14 protein-coding genes are annotated in these 16,903 nt (G+C 34.2%); all 14 read right to left on the reverse strand.

The features are described from left to right. Positions 1–100 precede the first annotated feature (100 nt). The 14 genes from clpP to JVV30_RS07155 all read right to left on the reverse strand — a co-directional run bounded on the left by clpP (position 101) and on the right by JVV30_RS07155 (position 16,805). The gene (gene clpP / locus JVV30_RS07090) at positions 101–685 is read right to left on the reverse strand and encodes an ATP-dependent Clp endopeptidase proteolytic subunit ClpP (protein ID WP_053029910.1); all 585 of its coding nucleotides are present in this window, start codon (positions 683–685) and stop codon (positions 101–103) included. A 615-nt stretch (positions 686–1,300) separates the two neighbouring features. Continuing rightward, positions 1,301–2,245, reverse strand: coding sequence for a DNA-binding protein WhiA (whiA, locus tag JVV30_RS07095; protein ID WP_053029911.1), 945 nt, complete (start codon positions 2,243–2,245; stop codon positions 1,301–1,303). Positions 2,246–2,376: 131 nt separating this feature from the next. Then, positions 2,377–3,363 carry a gluconeogenesis factor YvcK family protein gene (locus JVV30_RS07100; RefSeq protein WP_053029912.1) on the reverse strand — a complete coding sequence of 329 codons (987 nt, stop codon included), beginning with the start codon at positions 3,361–3,363 and terminating at the stop codon, positions 2,377–2,379. Continuing rightward, positions 3,360–4,274 (reverse strand): RNase adapter RapZ, encoded by a 915-nt coding sequence (rapZ, locus tag JVV30_RS07105; RefSeq protein WP_070854838.1) that lies wholly within the window; start codon positions 4,272–4,274, stop codon positions 3,360–3,362. Before rapZ ends, JVV30_RS07100 begins: the two co-directional genes overlap by 4 nt. 201 nt (positions 4,275–4,475) lie before the next feature. After that, positions 4,476–5,417: a thioredoxin-disulfide reductase gene (gene trxB, locus JVV30_RS07110; RefSeq protein ID WP_053029914.1), complete on the reverse strand. Its 942-nt coding sequence runs from the start codon at positions 5,415–5,417 to the stop codon at positions 4,476–4,478. 63 nt (positions 5,418–5,480) lie between these two features. Continuing rightward, entirely contained in the window at positions 5,481–6,920 is a 1,440-nt protein-coding gene (locus JVV30_RS07115) for a tetratricopeptide repeat protein (protein ID WP_070854839.1), read from the reverse strand. A gap of 16 nt (positions 6,921–6,936) precedes the next feature. Next, the gene (locus JVV30_RS07120) at positions 6,937–7,416 is read right to left on the reverse strand and encodes an acyltransferase (protein ID WP_070854840.1); all 480 of its coding nucleotides are present in this window, start codon (positions 7,414–7,416) and stop codon (positions 6,937–6,939) included. Continuing rightward, on the reverse strand, positions 7,416–8,261 hold the full coding sequence (gene lgt, locus JVV30_RS07125) for a prolipoprotein diacylglyceryl transferase (protein WP_053029917.1): 846 nt from the start codon (positions 8,259–8,261) through the stop codon (positions 7,416–7,418). The genes JVV30_RS07120 and lgt overlap by 1 nt, the downstream gene beginning before the upstream one ends. Positions 8,262–8,264: 3 nt before the next feature. After that, entirely contained in the window at positions 8,265–9,200 is a 936-nt protein-coding gene (gene hprK, locus JVV30_RS07130; protein WP_053029918.1) for an HPr(Ser) kinase/phosphatase, read from the reverse strand. A 426-nt stretch (positions 9,201–9,626) separates the two neighbouring features. Continuing rightward, positions 9,627–12,461 carry an excinuclease ABC subunit UvrA gene (gene uvrA / locus JVV30_RS07135; RefSeq protein ID WP_204193905.1) on the reverse strand — a complete coding sequence of 945 codons (2,835 nt, stop codon included), beginning with the start codon at positions 12,459–12,461 and terminating at the stop codon, positions 9,627–9,629. A 7-nt stretch (positions 12,462–12,468) separates the two neighbouring features. Beyond that, positions 12,469–14,454, reverse strand: a complete 1,986-nt coding sequence (uvrB, locus tag JVV30_RS07140; RefSeq protein ID WP_070854842.1) for an excinuclease ABC subunit UvrB — start codon at positions 14,452–14,454, stop codon at positions 12,469–12,471. A 451-nt stretch (positions 14,455–14,905) separates the two neighbouring features. Next, positions 14,906–15,133 carry a CsbA family protein gene (locus JVV30_RS07145; protein WP_053029921.1) on the reverse strand — a complete coding sequence of 76 codons (228 nt, stop codon included), beginning with the start codon at positions 15,131–15,133 and terminating at the stop codon, positions 14,906–14,908. Positions 15,134–15,138: 5 nt separating this feature from the next. Continuing rightward, complete coding sequence (locus tag JVV30_RS07150; protein ID WP_053029922.1) at positions 15,139–15,780, reverse strand: YfbR-like 5'-deoxynucleotidase; 642 nt, start codon at positions 15,778–15,780, stop codon at positions 15,139–15,141. 206 nt (positions 15,781–15,986) lie between these two features. After that, positions 15,987–16,805: an oxidoreductase gene (locus JVV30_RS07155; RefSeq protein WP_070854844.1), complete on the reverse strand. Its 819-nt coding sequence runs from the start codon at positions 16,803–16,805 to the stop codon at positions 15,987–15,989. Positions 16,806–16,903 lie beyond the last annotated feature (98 nt).

A 16,903-nucleotide genomic window follows, 5' to 3' on the forward strand; every position in this document is an offset into this window, starting at 1 on the left:
GAAAAGCTTGAATTAAGCGCCTTCTCAGTTCAGTNNAAAATAGCTTCATTATATAATTTTTGTCCCGGACTCATTTTTTATGATAATTTAACATTAATGATTAATCTTCAGGTTGCATAACATTATCGATCAAGCCATATGCTTTAGCTTCATCAGCTGTTAAGAAGTTATCACGGTCCGTATCTTTTTGTATTTTTTCAATACTTTGACCTGTACGTTCAGCTAAAATTTTGTTTAATTTTTCACGTGTTTTTAAAATGTGGTTAGCAGCGATTTCGATTTCAGTTGCTTGTCCTTGTGCACCACCTAATGGTTGGTGAATCATAACTTCCGCATTTGGTAATGCGAAACGTTTACCTTTTGCACCAGCAGCTAATAAGAATGAACCCATTGATGCAGCCATACCGATACAAATAGTTTGTACATCTGGTTTAATGTGTTGGATTGTATCATAAATAGCAAAACCAGCAGTGACACTACCACCTGGTGAGTTAATATATAAGTAGATATCTTTCTCAGAATCTTGCGCTTGTAAGAATAATAATTGTGATACAATTGAATTTGCTACGTTATCATCAATTGCAGAACCTAACATAATAATACGGTCTTTTAATAGACGAGAATAAATATCGTATGCACGTTCACCGCGATTTGTTGTTTCAATTACTGTAGGAATTAAATTCATTTATATTTCCTCCTTATGATTAACTGTTATTTAGTATTCTACATGAAAAGTCAAAAATGGTCAAAATTTAAACTCATATAACACGAAGAAAATTTGACCTTATTTTATTATATTTTGTACACTATAAACATACATTCAGATTGTACTTTTAAATTGATAAATAGTACAGAATTTTGTCTTTGTTACTTTATATCTCCTCGTAGTGTAACGGATAGCACGTAAGATTCCGGTTCTTAAAATAGAGGTTCGACTCCTCTCGAGGGGGCTAATAGTTTTAAATTGCATATATTTTTTACATTATGGGAGTGGGACAGAATGCTTTTGAAATTCGTCGTCCGCTCCCAGCTTTCTTAGCTTGTAGCATTTCTTAGTAAAATGATCTTTGCTGGGACCAGCGATTGCAAGGATGACTAGAACTGAGAAAAGCTTGATTTAATCGCCTTCTCAGTTTAGTCCGCTACTGCGAATTCGCAAAATAGTATCACTATATTATTGCTGTCACAGGCTCTTTTTAGTTTGCCAGTTATTAAACTATTATAGAATACTAAATGCCATCAACATGTTAAGAACCTAATCCCTTACAAAAAAACTCGCCACTATGTGACGAGTTCGTACTTATAATTCAATTTTTTCGCCACTTCGAATTTTATCTGCAAGTTCATTTAGCTTTCTTAAGCGGTGATTTACTCCAGATTTCGATATAGCACCAGTTGAAACCATTTCTCCTAGTTCTTTTAAGGAGATTTCTTGATGCTCGACTCGAAGTTTTGCAATTTCTCTTAAGCGATCTGGTAAATTATCTAGTCCAATTTCTTGATCAATTAATTGAATGCTTTCTACTTGTTTCATAGCGGCACTTACCGTCTTATTAAGATTTGCAGTTTCACAATTCACTAAACGATTCACTGAATTTCTCATATCCCTAACAATTCGCACATCTTCAAACTTCAATAATGCTTGATATCCACCTATTAAACTAAGAAAATCAGATATTTTTTCGGCTTCTTTTAAATAAGCGATGCTACCCTTTTTGCGTTCTAAGTGTTTAGCATTTAAGCCATAGCTATTCATTAACTTAGTTAAACCTTCAGAATGATTCTCATATTGGGAGAATATTTCTAAATGATAGGATGATGTTTCAGGATTATTTACAGATCCTCCAGCTAAAAATGCGCCTCTCAAGTAACTTCTACGCATTTCATCATCTTTAATCATGCTAGCATCAATATCATGAACGAAAATACCATTTTTTAAAATACCTAGTTCGTCCAGAATTTCTTTCGCACGTACTTTTGTACGACAAATATAAATATTATTTTTCTTTAATTTCATTTTTTTACGCACAAGAATTTCAACTTCTACATTAAAAATGCGTTTAATTAATGAATAAATTCTTCTAGCAGTCGTAGCATTTTCTGTTTGAACATTAATTACGAATTGTTGATTAGATAGGCTAAGTGCACCGTTCATACGAATTAATGCGCTAAGCTCTGCTTTAGCATTGCTTTCATCAACTTCAATGCGTGTTAATTCATTTTTCATATCTGACGCAAAACTCATCACATTTCCCCCTCTAATCAAATTTATATATACATGTAATTAACATCCTATATTGTTACACGTTATTCTACGCATACATGATTACACATATGCTCTTTATCATACCATAGTTATACTGCCGATTAGAAGTGTTATTTTTCCGGTCTAAATTGAATCGTACTTGTCAATTCAAGGGCTAAATCATAGATTAATTTCGCTAACACTTTCGTATTATGACGCACTAAATGGTCATCTAAGATTTCAACTAAATTCGATGACGTAATGATCTTAATATTATGATCCGTTATTTTATGTTCATCCATAACAACTGGTTTGGCATTACGCTCTTTATAACGTTTTAAAACATTATCATCGTATTTATCATTACTACAAATGACATAATCGATAAAGTCACTGCCAGCATGATTATGTATCGCTTGAATATGATCCATAACATCGTAATCCGATGTTTCTCCAGGTTGAGTCATAACATTAGATATATATAATTTAGGCGCATTTGAGCGTAAGATAGCATCCGACATACCTTTAACACATAAGTTTGAAATCACACTAGTATATAACGAACCAGGTCCGAGTACGATTAAATCTGCATCTTCTAGTGCGTCAATCGCTTCTTCCATAGGCTCAACATTTTCAGGCTCTAAAAAGACACGCTCAATACGTTTGTTTTTCTTTGGTATTTGAGATTCACCGCGTACAATTTCTCCATCTTCTAACACTGCATTTAACATCACATTCGTGTTCGTAGATGGAATCACTTTGCCTTTAATATTTAATATTTTACTTAATTCTTTTACCGCATGACCAAAGTCATTCTTAATATTGGTTAAAGCAGCTAATAATAAATTGCCAAGTGAATGTCCTTCAATTTGATTTTCTTTGAAACGATATTGAAATAACTCTTCTATGACTGGTTCTGCATCACTTAATGCTGCAATAACATTTCTAATATCGCCTGGTGCCGGTATATCCATTTCACTACGGATTTTACCAGTACTACCACCGTCATCCGCTACAGTAACGATGGCTGTAATATCGATGGGGTACTCTCTTAATCCCCTTGCTAATACTGATAGACCTGTTCCACCGCCTATAAGTACAATCTTTAATTGTTTCATTTTTTCACGCCACTTTCGATATGTGCATCTCTATGATGAACATAAACATTATAATCAAATATGTCTGTTAATTCTTCACTAATACGTTTAGCTAACGCAACAGATCGGTGTTGACCTCCTGTACAACCTATTGCAATCACTAATTGAGATTTACCCTCTTTTTTGTAACCAGGTATCATAAATTTCAATAAATCCATTAATTTTTCGAAAAATATTTCAGTTTCTTTCCATTTCATAACATAATGATAAACGGGTTCGTCTTCTCCCGTCATCGGTCTTAAGTCTTCAACATAATAAGGATTTGGAAGGAAACGAACATCGAACACTAAATCTGCATCTTTTTGTATGCCATGTTTAAATCCGAAACTTGAAACATTAATACTAAATGATTTAAAATTGTCATCTTGGAATTTTTCTTTAACCTTTGTTTTAAGCTCTTTCGTCTTCATTTGTGTTGTATCTACGATGTAATTAGCAATTGAGCGAATATTACTAAGCAATTGCTTTTCTTCTAAAATTGAATCTATTAATGACATTTGACCATTTTCATTCAAAGGATGTGCACGTCTAGATTCTTTATATCTCGAGATTAACTTTTCCGTTTCCGCTTCTAAAAACATGACATCTACAATAACATCATTTCTACTTTTAATTGCATCAATTTCTTCCACTAACGACTTGAATAATTCTTTCCCTCTTAAATCAATCGCGATTGCTACTTTTTGCAAAGAAGGATTTCCTTGTTCCATTAATTCAACAAATTTGGGAAGTAATATCGGAGGTAAGTTATCAACACAGAAGTAACCAATATCTTCTAAACATTGGATAACTACGGATTTACCAGCACCTGATAGACCTGTTACTACTAATAGTTCACTTTTACTCATTTCATTTTCATTATGGTTCGTCATTTTGACACCGCCTAGTTTATCTTTTTAACGTAAATATACGTTCACGACTATAGTTAATTTACCTTCATAATATCATATGAACGACTTATCGTAACGATTAATGCGATATAAGTAGTTAGTAGTTTGCGCACCCATTAAAAAAGGCTAGAACCCATGTTTAAATCACAATCAAATGTGATGACACGTTCTAGCCTTACTTAATTATGCTTCTTCTTTATCTTTTAATTCTTCAATGTAATCAATAGCGCTCTGAGCTGCTATACTACCATCACCAGTTGCTGTTACAATTTGTCGTAAGCCTTTATCTCTTACATCTCCAGCAGCAAAAATACCTGGTACTGTTGTACTCATATTGTCTTCCGTTACAATATAGCCCATGTCGTTTGTAATTCCTAAATTAACAAATGGTGCTGTTAATGGTTTCATACCAATATAAATGAATACACCATCTGCATCTAACGTTTGTTCTGAGGCATCTTTAGTTGAAACAAGTGTTACAGAGCCTACTTTACCATCTTTTTCGTTAATAGATTTTAATGTGTGGCTCCAAATAAAATCAATTTTGTCGTTTTTGAACGCACGATCTTGTAAGATTTTCTGCGCTCTTAATTCATCTCTTCTGTGTACAATGGTAACTTTGTCCGCGAATTTAGTTAGGAATGCTCCTTCTTCAACTGCAGAATCACCGCCACCTATTACAAATAAGTTTTTATTTTTAAAGAAGGCGCCATCACACACTGCACAATAACTTACACCACGTCCACCTAGTTCTTGTTCTCCAGGGACACCAATTTTTTTGTATTCGGCACCTGTTGAAATAATCACAGCACGTGCTGTTATTTCTTTATTACCTAGGTTAATTTCTTTATAGTCACCTTTATCTTCAATAGATTTGATATCTCCATATTGATATTCGGCACCAAATTTTTTAGCGTGTTCAAACATTTTGGTAGATAAATCCGGACCTGTAATCATTTCAAATCCTGGGAAGTTCTCTACTTCTTCTGTGTTAGCCATTTGGCCACCAGGCATGCCTCGTTCAATCATTACTGTGCTTAAATTTGCACGTGATGCATAAACTGCTGCAGTCATACCAGCAGGTCCTGCGCCGATAATTGCAACATCATAATTTACTTCTGTCATTTCTATGCCTCCTACGTTTTTAATATCATGCGCATTATATATTATTATTTGAAATCTTTAAATTTATATGCTCAATAATTGATTAATCGCACTATCTAACTTGTAACGCGATACATTAAACAATGTCATGATTTTCTTTTTAGTTACATGACTATGATAATAACGATGATATAAATATGCATGTGCAGCTACATATCTATCAACTTCGCTTAAATCAACTTCATTCGCAATTAATCCTTCGCCTTTATCAATCCAACTTATAAATAATTCCGTATCCTTGTGTATTTCATCCATTTCATACAAACGCACTAAACCTTTATGAATGAAATCTAATTTGTTTAAATGTAAACCTTGAACTAAATACGTAAGGTAAAGTTTCTCATAGTCATTCATTTTTTCTAAAATAGACCAAATCTCTTGCGTCATTAATATTTCTTTACCATTTAATTGATTTAATAAAAAGACACCATAAAGTCTATAATGACTATCATCATCTAATAACAATGGTAGTATCTTTTGATCAAAAGCTTGTTTACTCTCTTCTAGTACCCAAGGTGCATAACCAACATCTACTTTAGATATTTGAAGTAATTTATCCCAAAAGAATTGACTCTGTTCTTTATTTCCAAGGTAATAATAATTAAAACTCAATGCGTTAAACATTTGAATTGAAGCGAATTTCCCCTTCTTATATAGAGGTAATAATATTTGTTGAGACGCTTCATATTGTTTTAAATAACTTAGTACGATACCTAATTTAAAACTTTCATCATCGTTCATAGGCATAACTTTACTTAATATTTTAAGATATTTATGATATTTGTCTTTTTCATTGGTATTGTAAAGTAGCAATGTATAGTGACATAACGCGTGTACATCTGAATTATCTTCAGATAGCAATGCTTCAAACATGTCTTTAGCAATATCATATTCACTTAAATATAAATAGCACATGGCTAGTAAGTTGCGAATCACTCTATGCTCTTGAATAACATCATCTTGATTCAATATATACGTACGTGCATCTTGCAATCGTCCTTGAGAAAATAAATATTGGAATAATAGTTGTGTAGCAAAAAGCTGTGCTTCGAGTTGAATTTTTTCTTCACTCATATATGACACTTCGAAGGTCTTTTCTAATTCTTCTCTGAAATCTTTATCATCTGTTAAAATCACATAATTAATACCAAACAAGAAGGCCTTGTTTGGCTCATTAAGGTCGATGTTTAATTGACTAAGCTCATAATAGCTATCTGCTACATTTTGCCCTTCAATAATACTGTCATAAAACAAATGCTCTGCTCGTCTACCTAAATGAAGTTTATTTAAGCAATGGGCATACTTTAACTTTATATCAAAATCTTGCGGTGACAAATCAAGCACTTTTTTATAGTATTCTGCTGCTTTATTGAAATCTTGTGTTTTATATTTTTGATTCGCCATTTTACGATAAAATGGTTCATCAAATTTCATTGAAATAATTTTATCATTGTTTTGCGCCATTCTTTGTCACCTCTCTTTATTTATAATGAATGTGCATAGGATTGCCATATGCAACGGCATCATCTGGTATATCTTTCGACACAATTGTGCCGGCTTTCACAACCACATGATTACCTATATTTACACCTGGTAATATTGTCGAATTCGCACCAATTAAAGTTTGATCACCTATTCTAACTGGACCATAGCGATATTCATCTACTAATACCTCATGCGTTAATATTGTTGTATTATAACCAATTACTGTATTATTGCCAATGGTTATGAGTTGGGGATAAAACAAGTCTGGCATGACCTTATAGGCTATAGCTGTATTATGGCCAATGGACATGTTCAATAAATGGATGTATAGCCATCTTTTCCAACTTAAATTCGGTATAAAGCGACAAATTTCAATAATCATAGTATTCCTAAGAACTCTCGGGAAACGTACAAAACGATAAATTCGCCATAATGGATTAATCTTATGATGACCATCTTTCGTTAATCGTCTCATTATTTTACTTTACCCTTAGGACTAGGCCATGATAATGGGCCTGCCTCTTTATATAATGGTGGTTGATGTTTAATACGACGATAAATCATTAGCGCTAATCCAATCACAATCAAAATGACTGAAACAAGTTGGGCTACTCTAATGTTACTTGTTAACATCAAACTATCAGTTCTTAGACCCTCTACGAAGAAACGTCCAATGGAATACCAAATTAAATATAATGTGAATGTTTCACCCACACGTAAATGCTTTCTAAATGTAATTAAGATGATAAAGCCTAATACATCCCATATTGATTCGTATAAAAATGTGGGATGGTAGTACACACCTTCTATATACATATTACGGATAATGAACTCTGGAATATGTAAGTTTTCAAGAAATGTTCTTTGAACTGGGCCACCATGAGCTTCATGATTCATAAAGTTTCCCCAACGCCCAATACCTTGAGCTAATATAATACTTGGTGCCACAATGTCACCTATTTGGAACGGATTAAGATTTTTTACTTTGCATACAATTATACCGGTAATAAATCCGCCTAGAAGACCACCATGTATTGCTATACCACCATGCCATATCATTGGAATTTCAATAGGGTTTTGCATGTAATATGGCCATTGAAAAATCACAAAATAAATTCGAGCAGTGATGAATCCAAAAATGGCACTATAAAAGATGACATCAACAAGCGTATCTTTATGTAGTCCAACATATTTCAAACTTTCTTGAGCTATAAAATATCCAATGAGAATACCTACAGCAATAATGATACCGTACCATTTTATTGAGAGTGGTCCTAAATTAAATGCAGTAGGGTCAATATAATTCAAATTTAAAAGCATGATCTAGCTCTCCTTGCTTTGATGACCTTTTTTTAGGATTTCTTCATTTAATCGTTGGTTAAACTCTTCTGCAGTATTAATGCCCATTATATTCAGGCGATAGTTCATTGCTGCAACTTCTATAATAACTGCCACGTTTCGTCCTGGACGTACAGGAATCGTTTTTTTAGTGATTTCTGTATCAAGAATTTGTAATGTTTCTTCATTTAATCCAACTCGGTCATACAATTTATCTTTATCCCAATTTTCAAGGTTGATGTTCAAACGAATTTGTTTCTGTGTAAGTATAGAGCCTGCACCAAACAATGTCATAACATTGATGATACCAAGGCCTCTAATTTCGAGTAAGTGTTCAATCAATTTGGGTGGTGTGCCTATTAATTCATCTTTTGTTATTTCACGAATTTCGACATTATCGTCTGCTACAAGTCGGTGTCCTCGTTTCACTAATTCAAGTGCCGTCTCACTTTTACCTATACCAGAATCTCCGGTGATTAATACACCAACACCGTAAACATCGACCAATACACCATGTAATGATGTCGTCTTAGCTAATTCGTGTTCTAAGAACGTTGTTAATCGACTCATCAAACTTGTCGTTGCATCTTTAGATACGATCAGTGGTGTATCCATTTCTTGAGCTGCTTCTATCAACTCTTGTGGCGGTTCTAATCCTCTAGTCACTATGATTGCAGGTGTTTCGGGACGACATAATTTTCTCATTCGTCCGTGACGTTCCTCATCAGGTAATAAATTATAAAACGATAATTCCGTTGTTCCTAATAGTTGGATACGATCTGCAGCATAATGTGAAAAATAGCCAGCCATTTCCAAACCCGGTCTTGATATATCTGTATTTTTAATCGGTTTATGTAATCCTTTTTCACCTGTAAATAATTCTAATTTAAGTAATTTGACTAATTTCTCTGTCGTTAACATGAGTTCACCTCAAAATTTTCACTTGAATTCATTCATCTATTATCATATCAAAAATAAAGACAAGATTAATATAAAAAAGAAGAATTCCTAAGATATTTGTTTCGTTCACATTTTACAACACACTCAAAAGGGAGTGGGAGAGAATTCTTAATAAATTCGTCGTCCCACCCCCGCAAGGGTGACTAGAACTGAGAAAAACTTGAATTAAGCGCCTTCTCAGTTCAGTNNCTTCATTATATTATTTTTGTCCCGGACTCTATATGGGTCTCGAGTGTCAGGAAAACTTAATTTGTAAGTTTTATGATTTAATGCCCCATTCCCAAGCCTACTCATCTTGTAGATTTTGTAGTTAAAATTTAATAACTAAGCCACCTTGTGCATTACTAATCATTCTTCGTCTTTATAGTTTCCTGACGCTAGGTTTAGTTATTCAACTTTATCGCGTTCGAGTACTGTTTTTAAATATTTACCTGTGTATGACGATGATACATTAGCAATCTCTTCAGGCGTACCTGTGGCAACAAGTGTACCCCCACCATCGCCACCTTCAGGTCCTAAATCGATAATGTGATCTGCTGTTTTGATGACATCTAAATTATGTTCTATGATGACAACTGTATCGCCATTTTCAACTAGTCGATTCAATACTTTTAGCAATCGGCTAATATCATCAACGTGTAGACCCGTCGTCGGCTCATCTAGAATGTAGATAGAACGTCCAGTTGAACGTTTGTGCAATTCTGATGCTAATTTAACACGTTGTGCTTCCCCACCTGATAAAGTTGTAGCTTGTTGGCCGAGCGTGATATAACCTAAGCCAACATCTACAAGTGTTTGTAATTTACGGTGTATTTTCGGGATATTTTCAAAGAAATATGCAGCTTCTTCCACCGTCATTTCAAGTACTTCGGCAATATTTTTACCTTTATATGTTACTTCTAATGTTTCACGGTTGTAACGTTTACCATCACACACTTCACAAGGGACATACACATCAGGTAAAAAGTGCATCTCAATTTTGATAATGCCATCGCCTTTACAAGCTTCACAACGTCCACCTTTAACATTAAAACTGAAGCGTCCTTTTTGATAACCACGAATTTTAGCTTCGTTAGTTTGAGCGAATACATCGCGAATATCATCAAATACGCCAGTATAAGTAGCTGGGTTAGAACGTGGTGTTCTACCAATTGGTGATTGGTCAATATCTATTATTTTATCTAACTGGTCAATGCCTTCAATGCTATCATATGCACCTGGCTTAACTTTAGATTTATTTATTTTTTGAGCTAAAGATTTATATAATACTTCGTTTACTAATGAACTTTTACCGGAACCTGATACACCAGTCACAACGGTCATTACAGATAACGGAATATCAACGTCCACACCTTTTAAATTGTTACTTCTTGCACCTTTAATACTGATTTTGCGATCTGTCACTTCTCGACGATGTTCAGGGACATCAATACGTTTCTTACCGCTTAAATATTGACCTGTTAAAGATTTTTTGTCTTTCATCACTTTGCTTGGTGTACCACTAGAAACAATTTCTCCACCGTGATTCCCCGCACCAGGACCGACATCTACAAGGTAGTCCGCAGCACGCATCGTGTCATCATCGTGTTCAACAACTATAAGTGTGTTACCTAAATCACGCATTTCTTTCAGTGTACTTATTAATCGGTCATTATCACGTTGATGTAGACCAATAGACGGCTCATCAAGCACATATAGCACACCTGTTAAGCGTGAACCTATTTGTGTGGCTAATCGAATTCGTTGTGCTTCACCACCAGAAAGTGTACCTGATGCACGATTAAGTGTTAAATACTCTAATCCAACATTATTTAAAAATGATAATCTTGAAATAATTTCTTTTAATATTTGATTTGCAATTGCACTATCTTGTTCGGATAGTTCAATATTTTCGTAATAATTTAATGCATTTTTAATAGAATATTCCACTACTTCACCAATGTTATATCCACCAACGTAAACAGATAGTGCTTCTTTGCTTAGGCGTTTACCATGACATGTTTCACATGGCAATTCTGTCATATATTTACTCATCATTTCACGTGTATATTCCGATGGTGATTCATGATAGCGACGGTCAATGTTGGCAACAACACCTTCGAACTTCATTCTTCGATGACGTGTACCTCCATTTCGACTGTGGAAAGAAAAATCAATTTCTTTATCTCCTGAACCATGCATTAATATATTTTTCTGTCTGTCAGTTAATTTTTTATAAGGTTTATCCATATTTATTTTATAAACGTCGCATACGCGTTTTAATAATGTTGGATAAAAATCAGAACTTGTTGGTTCCCAAGGTTCAATAGCACCTTCATTCAAAGTTTTGTTAGGGTCTGGTACCACTAAATCAAGATCGACAGTCAGTTTTTGGCCTAGACCGTCACAAGTTGGACATGCGCCAAACGGACTATTAAAACTAAACATTCTAGGTTCTAATTCACCGATAGAGAATCCGCAAATTGGACAAGCGTGATTTTCAGAGAATTTAAGATCTTCGCCATCGATCACATCGACAGTAATATTACCTTCCGCTAATTCTAAACCTGTTTCTATTGAATCTGCTAAACGTGTTTCAATGCCTGATTTTACGACTAATCTATCTACAACTACCTCGATAGTATGATTTTTATTTTTATCTAATTCTGGCACTTCATTAACATCAACAATTTCGCCATCGACTCTCAGACGTACATAGCCCTTTTTACCAATATCTGCGATAAGTTTCTCATGGCTACCCTTTCTATGAGATACAATGGGTGCTAAAATTTGAATTTTAGTACGTTCCTCAAGCTCAAGTATACGGTCAACCATTTGTTGAACGGTTTGTGATTCAATTTCAATATTATGATTTGGACAATATGGCTTGCCTATTCGTGCGTAAAGTAAACGTATATAATCATAAATTTCAGTTACAGTCGCTACAGTAGAGCGAGGGTTTTTACTTGTTGTTTTTTGATCAATTGAAATTGCTGGAGATAATCCTTCGATGGTATCCACATCTGGTTTATCCATTTGACCCAAAAATTGGCGCGCATATGCACTTAATGATTCGACGTATCGTCTTTGACCTTCAGCATAAATCGTGTCAAAAGCTAAAGATGATTTACCTGATCCTGATAAGCCTGTCATAACAATAAGTTTATTTTTAGGAAGTTCTATATCTACATTTTTTAAATTATGTGCGCGTGCGCCTTTTACTACAATACTTGGTCCCTTCATTTAACTGTCACCCTTCTGCTTTTAATTCAAATAACATATCTCTTAATTCCGTTGCTCTTTCGAAGTCTAAATCTTTAGCTGCTTTTTTCATTTCTTTTTCTATATTCTCAATCGTTTTTTGTCTTTCTTTTTTAGTCATTTTCTTAGGTAGTTCAGTTTGTTGTTTGTCATTTGTTTCATCATTATCTACGGTAGCACTAATAACATCATGAATCTTTTTGTTAATTGTTTTTGGCGTGATACCATATTTTTCATTATGTGCCATTTGTATATTACGACGTCTTTGTGTTTCATCAAGTGCATATTGCATTGAGTCGGTGATTTTATCAGCATACATGATAACTTCACCTTTCTCATTACGCGCCGCACGACCAATGGTTTGAATTAATGAACGGTTTGAACGTAGGAAACCTTCTTTATCCGCATCTAAAATGACTACTAATGAAACTTCAGGTATATCGATACCTTCCCTTAGTAAGTTAATACCTACAACAACATCATATGTTCCCATTCTTAAGTCACGAATGATTTCAATACGCTCTAACGTTTTAATTTCTGAGTGCAGGTAATTCACTTTAATTCCCGCTTCTTTCATATAAGTGGTTAAGTCCTCACTCATTTTCTTAGTTAATGTAGTGACTAGGACACGTTCGTCCCTATCAATGCGTTCTTGAATTTCACTAAGTAAATCATCAATTTGATTCTTAGTTGGTCTCACATCAATCTTAGGATCTAAAAGACCCGTTGGACGGATAATTTGTTCAACCATCTCATCAGTATGTTCAATTTCATATGGTCCTGGTGTCGCTGAGACATATACTAATTGATTTGTTTTTTGTTCAAATTCTTCAAATTTTAATGGTCGGTTATCCATCGCACTTGGCAAACGGAAACCATGATCAACGAGCACTTGTTTACGTGCGCGGTCACCATTGAACATGCCTCTAATTTGAGGTAATGTCACGTGAGACTCGTCTATCATGACTAACCAATTATCACCAAAGTAATCTAGCAATGTATAAGGCGTTGAACCTAAAGGTCTTAATGTTAAGTGAACAGAATAATTCTCTATACCCGAACAGAAGCCCATTTCTCTCATCATTTCTAAGTCATAATTTGTGCGTTGCTCTAAACGTTGTGCTTCTAATAACTTGTTCTCATCTTTTAATTCTTTTAATCGTTCTTCTAATTCTTTCTCGATACGCTCTATTGCGATTTTCATTTTTTCTTCACGTGTTACGAAGTGAGAAGCAGGGAAAATAGCGAAATGCTCGCGTTCACGAATGACTTCCCCTGTTAAATAATTGACTTCTCGAATGCGATCAATCTCATCGCCAAAGAATTCAACGCGAATACACATCTCTTCGCGTGAAGCTGGGAAAATTTCGACAACATCACCACGTACTCTAAATGTACCACGTTGGAAATCAATATCATTTCTAGAATATTGTACATCCACAAGTTTACGAAGAAGTTCACTTCGGTCCATCTCCATACCAACTCGAACACTTACTACTAAATCTTTATATTCTTCTGGGTTACCTAAACCATAAATACAACTTACACTGGCAATGATAATGACATCATCACGTTCAAATAATGCACTCGTTGCAGAATGTCGTAGTTGGTCAATTTCATCATTAATTGAGGCATCTTTCTCAATAAATGTATCGGTTGAAGGTACATAAGCTTCTGGTTGATAATAATCATAATAACTAACAAAATACTCCACCCTATTCTCCGGGAAGAACTCTTTAAACTCACTATAAAGTTGTCCTGCTAGCGTTTTATTATGTGCAATGATGAGCGTTGGTTTACCCACTTCTTTAATTACATTACTCATCGTGAATGTTTTACCTGTACCAGTCGCACCTAACAGCGTTTGATGACGCTTACCTTCTTTAACACCTTCCACTATTTTCTCGATTGCTTGTGGCTGGTCCCCTTGCGGATCAAACTCAGAATTCAATTTAAACGGGTAATGTTCCACCATTTTGACAAGCGCCTCCTTGAATTAAACATTCATTTCTATTACTTTTTTAAAGGTTTTATTTACTTATATTTATGTACTAAACCGAAGTTTTGATCTTTATAAATTGCATAGTATATTACAATCATATTGTAATGAGATTAACAGTGACACGCACACGTCGTACTTATAAATTGATATACTTATTAATTACCTATTATTGAAATAATATGCTCACTTAAGGTTATTTTATCAAATATACAAAGAAAAATACAAACGTTTGTTCGCTTACGTTTGTATTTTAAAAAATGTATCGCTATTTTGTATTCCACTCATGTATGTGATTTATTCATATCTCATCTATTGATGCCACGCACTTATATATATTTATTGTCTTTACGCTTCAATGTACATATTGTGTATTTACACTATAAATCAACTGACTTTTACATTCAAAAGTTCTGTTTCATAATGTTTATTCTTGATGCTTATGAAATTCAAGATTATCTATGATGACGTATCCAGCTAATAAAGAAACGACATCAATAAAAATAATCCACTCATTATGAAAGAAACCTTTATAAATAGAAGCTGCTATCAAAATAAGTGTAACAATCACACCAACCCACTTGCTTCGTGTTATGACACTAAACAACACAACTAGTACACATGGAAAAAATGCAGCTAGCGCGTACCAAATCATTCAACTCACCCATTTCTTCGATTTAAAATCGCCATTGTAGTTTCTCGCAATTCTGCACGAGGAATGAAATTCTCTGTCAACATTTCTGGTATTACATTTTCAATAAAGTCTTGAACAGAACTTAAATGATCAAATTGCATAATTGTTTCTAAACTATTTTCATAAATTTCAAAGAATAAGTCTTCAGGATTACGTTTTTGAATTTCTCCGAACGTTTCATATAGTAAATCAATCTTGTCGGCCACAGATAAAATTTGACCTTCTAGTGAATCATCTTTACCCTCTTGAAGTCGTTTTCGATAAATATCTTTGTAAGGTTCAGGTATTTCTTCATTAATAAACGTGTCCACCATATCTTGTTCAACTTGTGAAAATAACATTTTCAATTCTGTTTTAGCATACTTAACTGGTGTTTTGATATCTCCAGTAAACACTTCCGCAAAATCATGATTCAATGCTTTTTCATATAAACTTTTCCAATCAATGGTATTCCCATGATATTCTTCTACAGTTGCTAAATATTGGGCAATCTTAGTGACTTTGAAAGAGTGCGCAGCAACGTTATGTTCAAAGTATTTAAATTTACCTGGTAAACGAATTAATTTTTCTAAATCTGAAAGTCTTTTAAAGTATTGATGAACACCCATATTACCTTACCTCCATGCTTTATTAAATAAAGATTATACTTACATTTATTATATCAATCAACATTTCTATGAGAAGTGTCAATTCTTTATACATTGTAGAAGGTTAAAATAGTATAAAAATAAGACGCCTCAGTATTGTTCACGCTTAAATGAACGATCGAGGTGCCTTATGTATACAATTTATCAAATGGTTATATTGTGGTGTTTTAAATTGAATTTGAGGCTTTCATCATTTTATCGAATACTTTGGTTAGCAATATAGCATGTAAAAACACAAGGGGTTTAGCTGCAAAGCCTATTAGATAACGTGGTTTCGGTTTATTACTATCTATGGCTTTTGAAATCGCTTTTGTAACGACCATTGGATTTGAAAGCAAATTAGAATGATATTGCTTCTTCATACTTTCAGCCACTTTCATCGCAGTAGCTTCATAGGCACCGCCTTTTGCAGAATCAGCTAATTTATCAGCGGCGATGATACCCCAATCTGTTTTAATCCCACCTGGTTCAATAATAGATACTTCTATCCCGAATGCTTCGACTTCCATTCGTAAAGCATCGCTAAAAGCTTCTAATGCATATTTCGTAGCATGATACCAAGCGCCAAAATATGTTGTAAGTCGTCCACCCATCGATGAAATGTTAATGATATGTCCTGACTGTTGCGCTCTCATATGTGGTAAAACAAGCTGTGTAATACGTGCTAAACCAAATAGATTTACTTCAAATTGCTGTTTCGCTTCTTCAATTGTGACGTCTTCGATTGCACCATATGAACCATAACCGGCATTATTTACGAGAACATCAATTCTTCCTTCGTTTGCGATGATTGTATCGATGGCCGTTTTCATCGATGCTTCATTTGTTAAATCTAATTTTAAAGGGGTTACTTGTTTTAAATTTTCAAGGCTTTCTATTCTACGACCAGCGCCATAAACGATATTACCCTGTGCTGCTAGATATTCAGCCGTTTTATAACCAATACCACTCGTTGCTCCTGTAATTAAAATGACTTTTCTCACCATTAATTCCACCTTATTATTTTATTTTGAAATTACGATTATGCGTAAAAAAGCGCAAATCAATTATTAAAATAGTCGCTTACACTAAGCGTACTTCAATA

The organism is Staphylococcus sp. GDY8P47P (genome assembly GCF_016892225.1).
In the GTDB taxonomy this organism is placed as follows: Bacteria; Bacillota; Bacilli; order Staphylococcales; family Staphylococcaceae; genus Staphylococcus; species Staphylococcus borealis.

Coding starts and splice junctions, on each gene's coding strand:
- hprK (WP_053029918.1), bottom strand. CDS start 9,200: ATGTTAACGACAGAGAAATTAGTCAAATTACTTAAATTAGAATTATTT.
- uvrA (WP_204193905.1), bottom strand. CDS start 12,461: ATGAAGGGACCAAGTATTGTAGTAAAAGGCGCACGCGCACATAATTTA.
- uvrB (WP_070854842.1), bottom strand. CDS start 14,454: ATGGTGGAACATTACCCGTTTAAATTGAATTCTGAGTTTGATCCGCAA.
- JVV30_RS07115 (WP_070854839.1), bottom strand. CDS start 6,920: ATGGCGCAAAACAATGATAAAATTATTTCAATGAAATTTGATGAACCA.
- JVV30_RS07145 (WP_053029921.1), bottom strand. CDS start 15,133: ATGATTTGGTACGCGCTAGCTGCATTTTTTCCATGTGTACTAGTTGTG.
- lgt (WP_053029917.1), bottom strand. CDS start 8,261: ATGCTTTTAAATTTGAATTATATTGACCCTACTGCATTTAATTTAGGA.
- JVV30_RS07155 (WP_070854844.1), bottom strand. CDS start 16,805: ATGGTGAGAAAAGTCATTTTAATTACAGGAGCAACGAGTGGTATTGGT.
- JVV30_RS07100 (WP_053029912.1), bottom strand. CDS start 3,363: ATGAAACAATTAAAGATTGTACTTATAGGCGGTGGAACAGGTCTATCA.
- trxB (WP_053029914.1), bottom strand. CDS start 5,417: ATGACAGAAGTAAATTATGATGTTGCAATTATCGGCGCAGGACCTGCT.
- rapZ (WP_070854838.1), bottom strand. CDS start 4,274: ATGACGAACCATAATGAAAATGAAATGAGTAAAAGTGAACTATTAGTA.
- JVV30_RS07120 (WP_070854840.1), bottom strand. CDS start 7,416: ATGAGACGATTAACGAAAGATGGTCATCATAAGATTAATCCATTATGG.
- whiA (WP_053029911.1), bottom strand. CDS start 2,245: ATGAGTTTTGCGTCAGATATGAAAAATGAATTAACACGCATTGAAGTT.
- JVV30_RS07150 (WP_053029922.1), bottom strand. CDS start 15,780: ATGGGTGTTCATCAATACTTTAAAAGACTTTCAGATTTAGAAAAATTA.
- clpP (WP_053029910.1), bottom strand. CDS start 685: ATGAATTTAATTCCTACAGTAATTGAAACAACAAATCGCGGTGAACGT.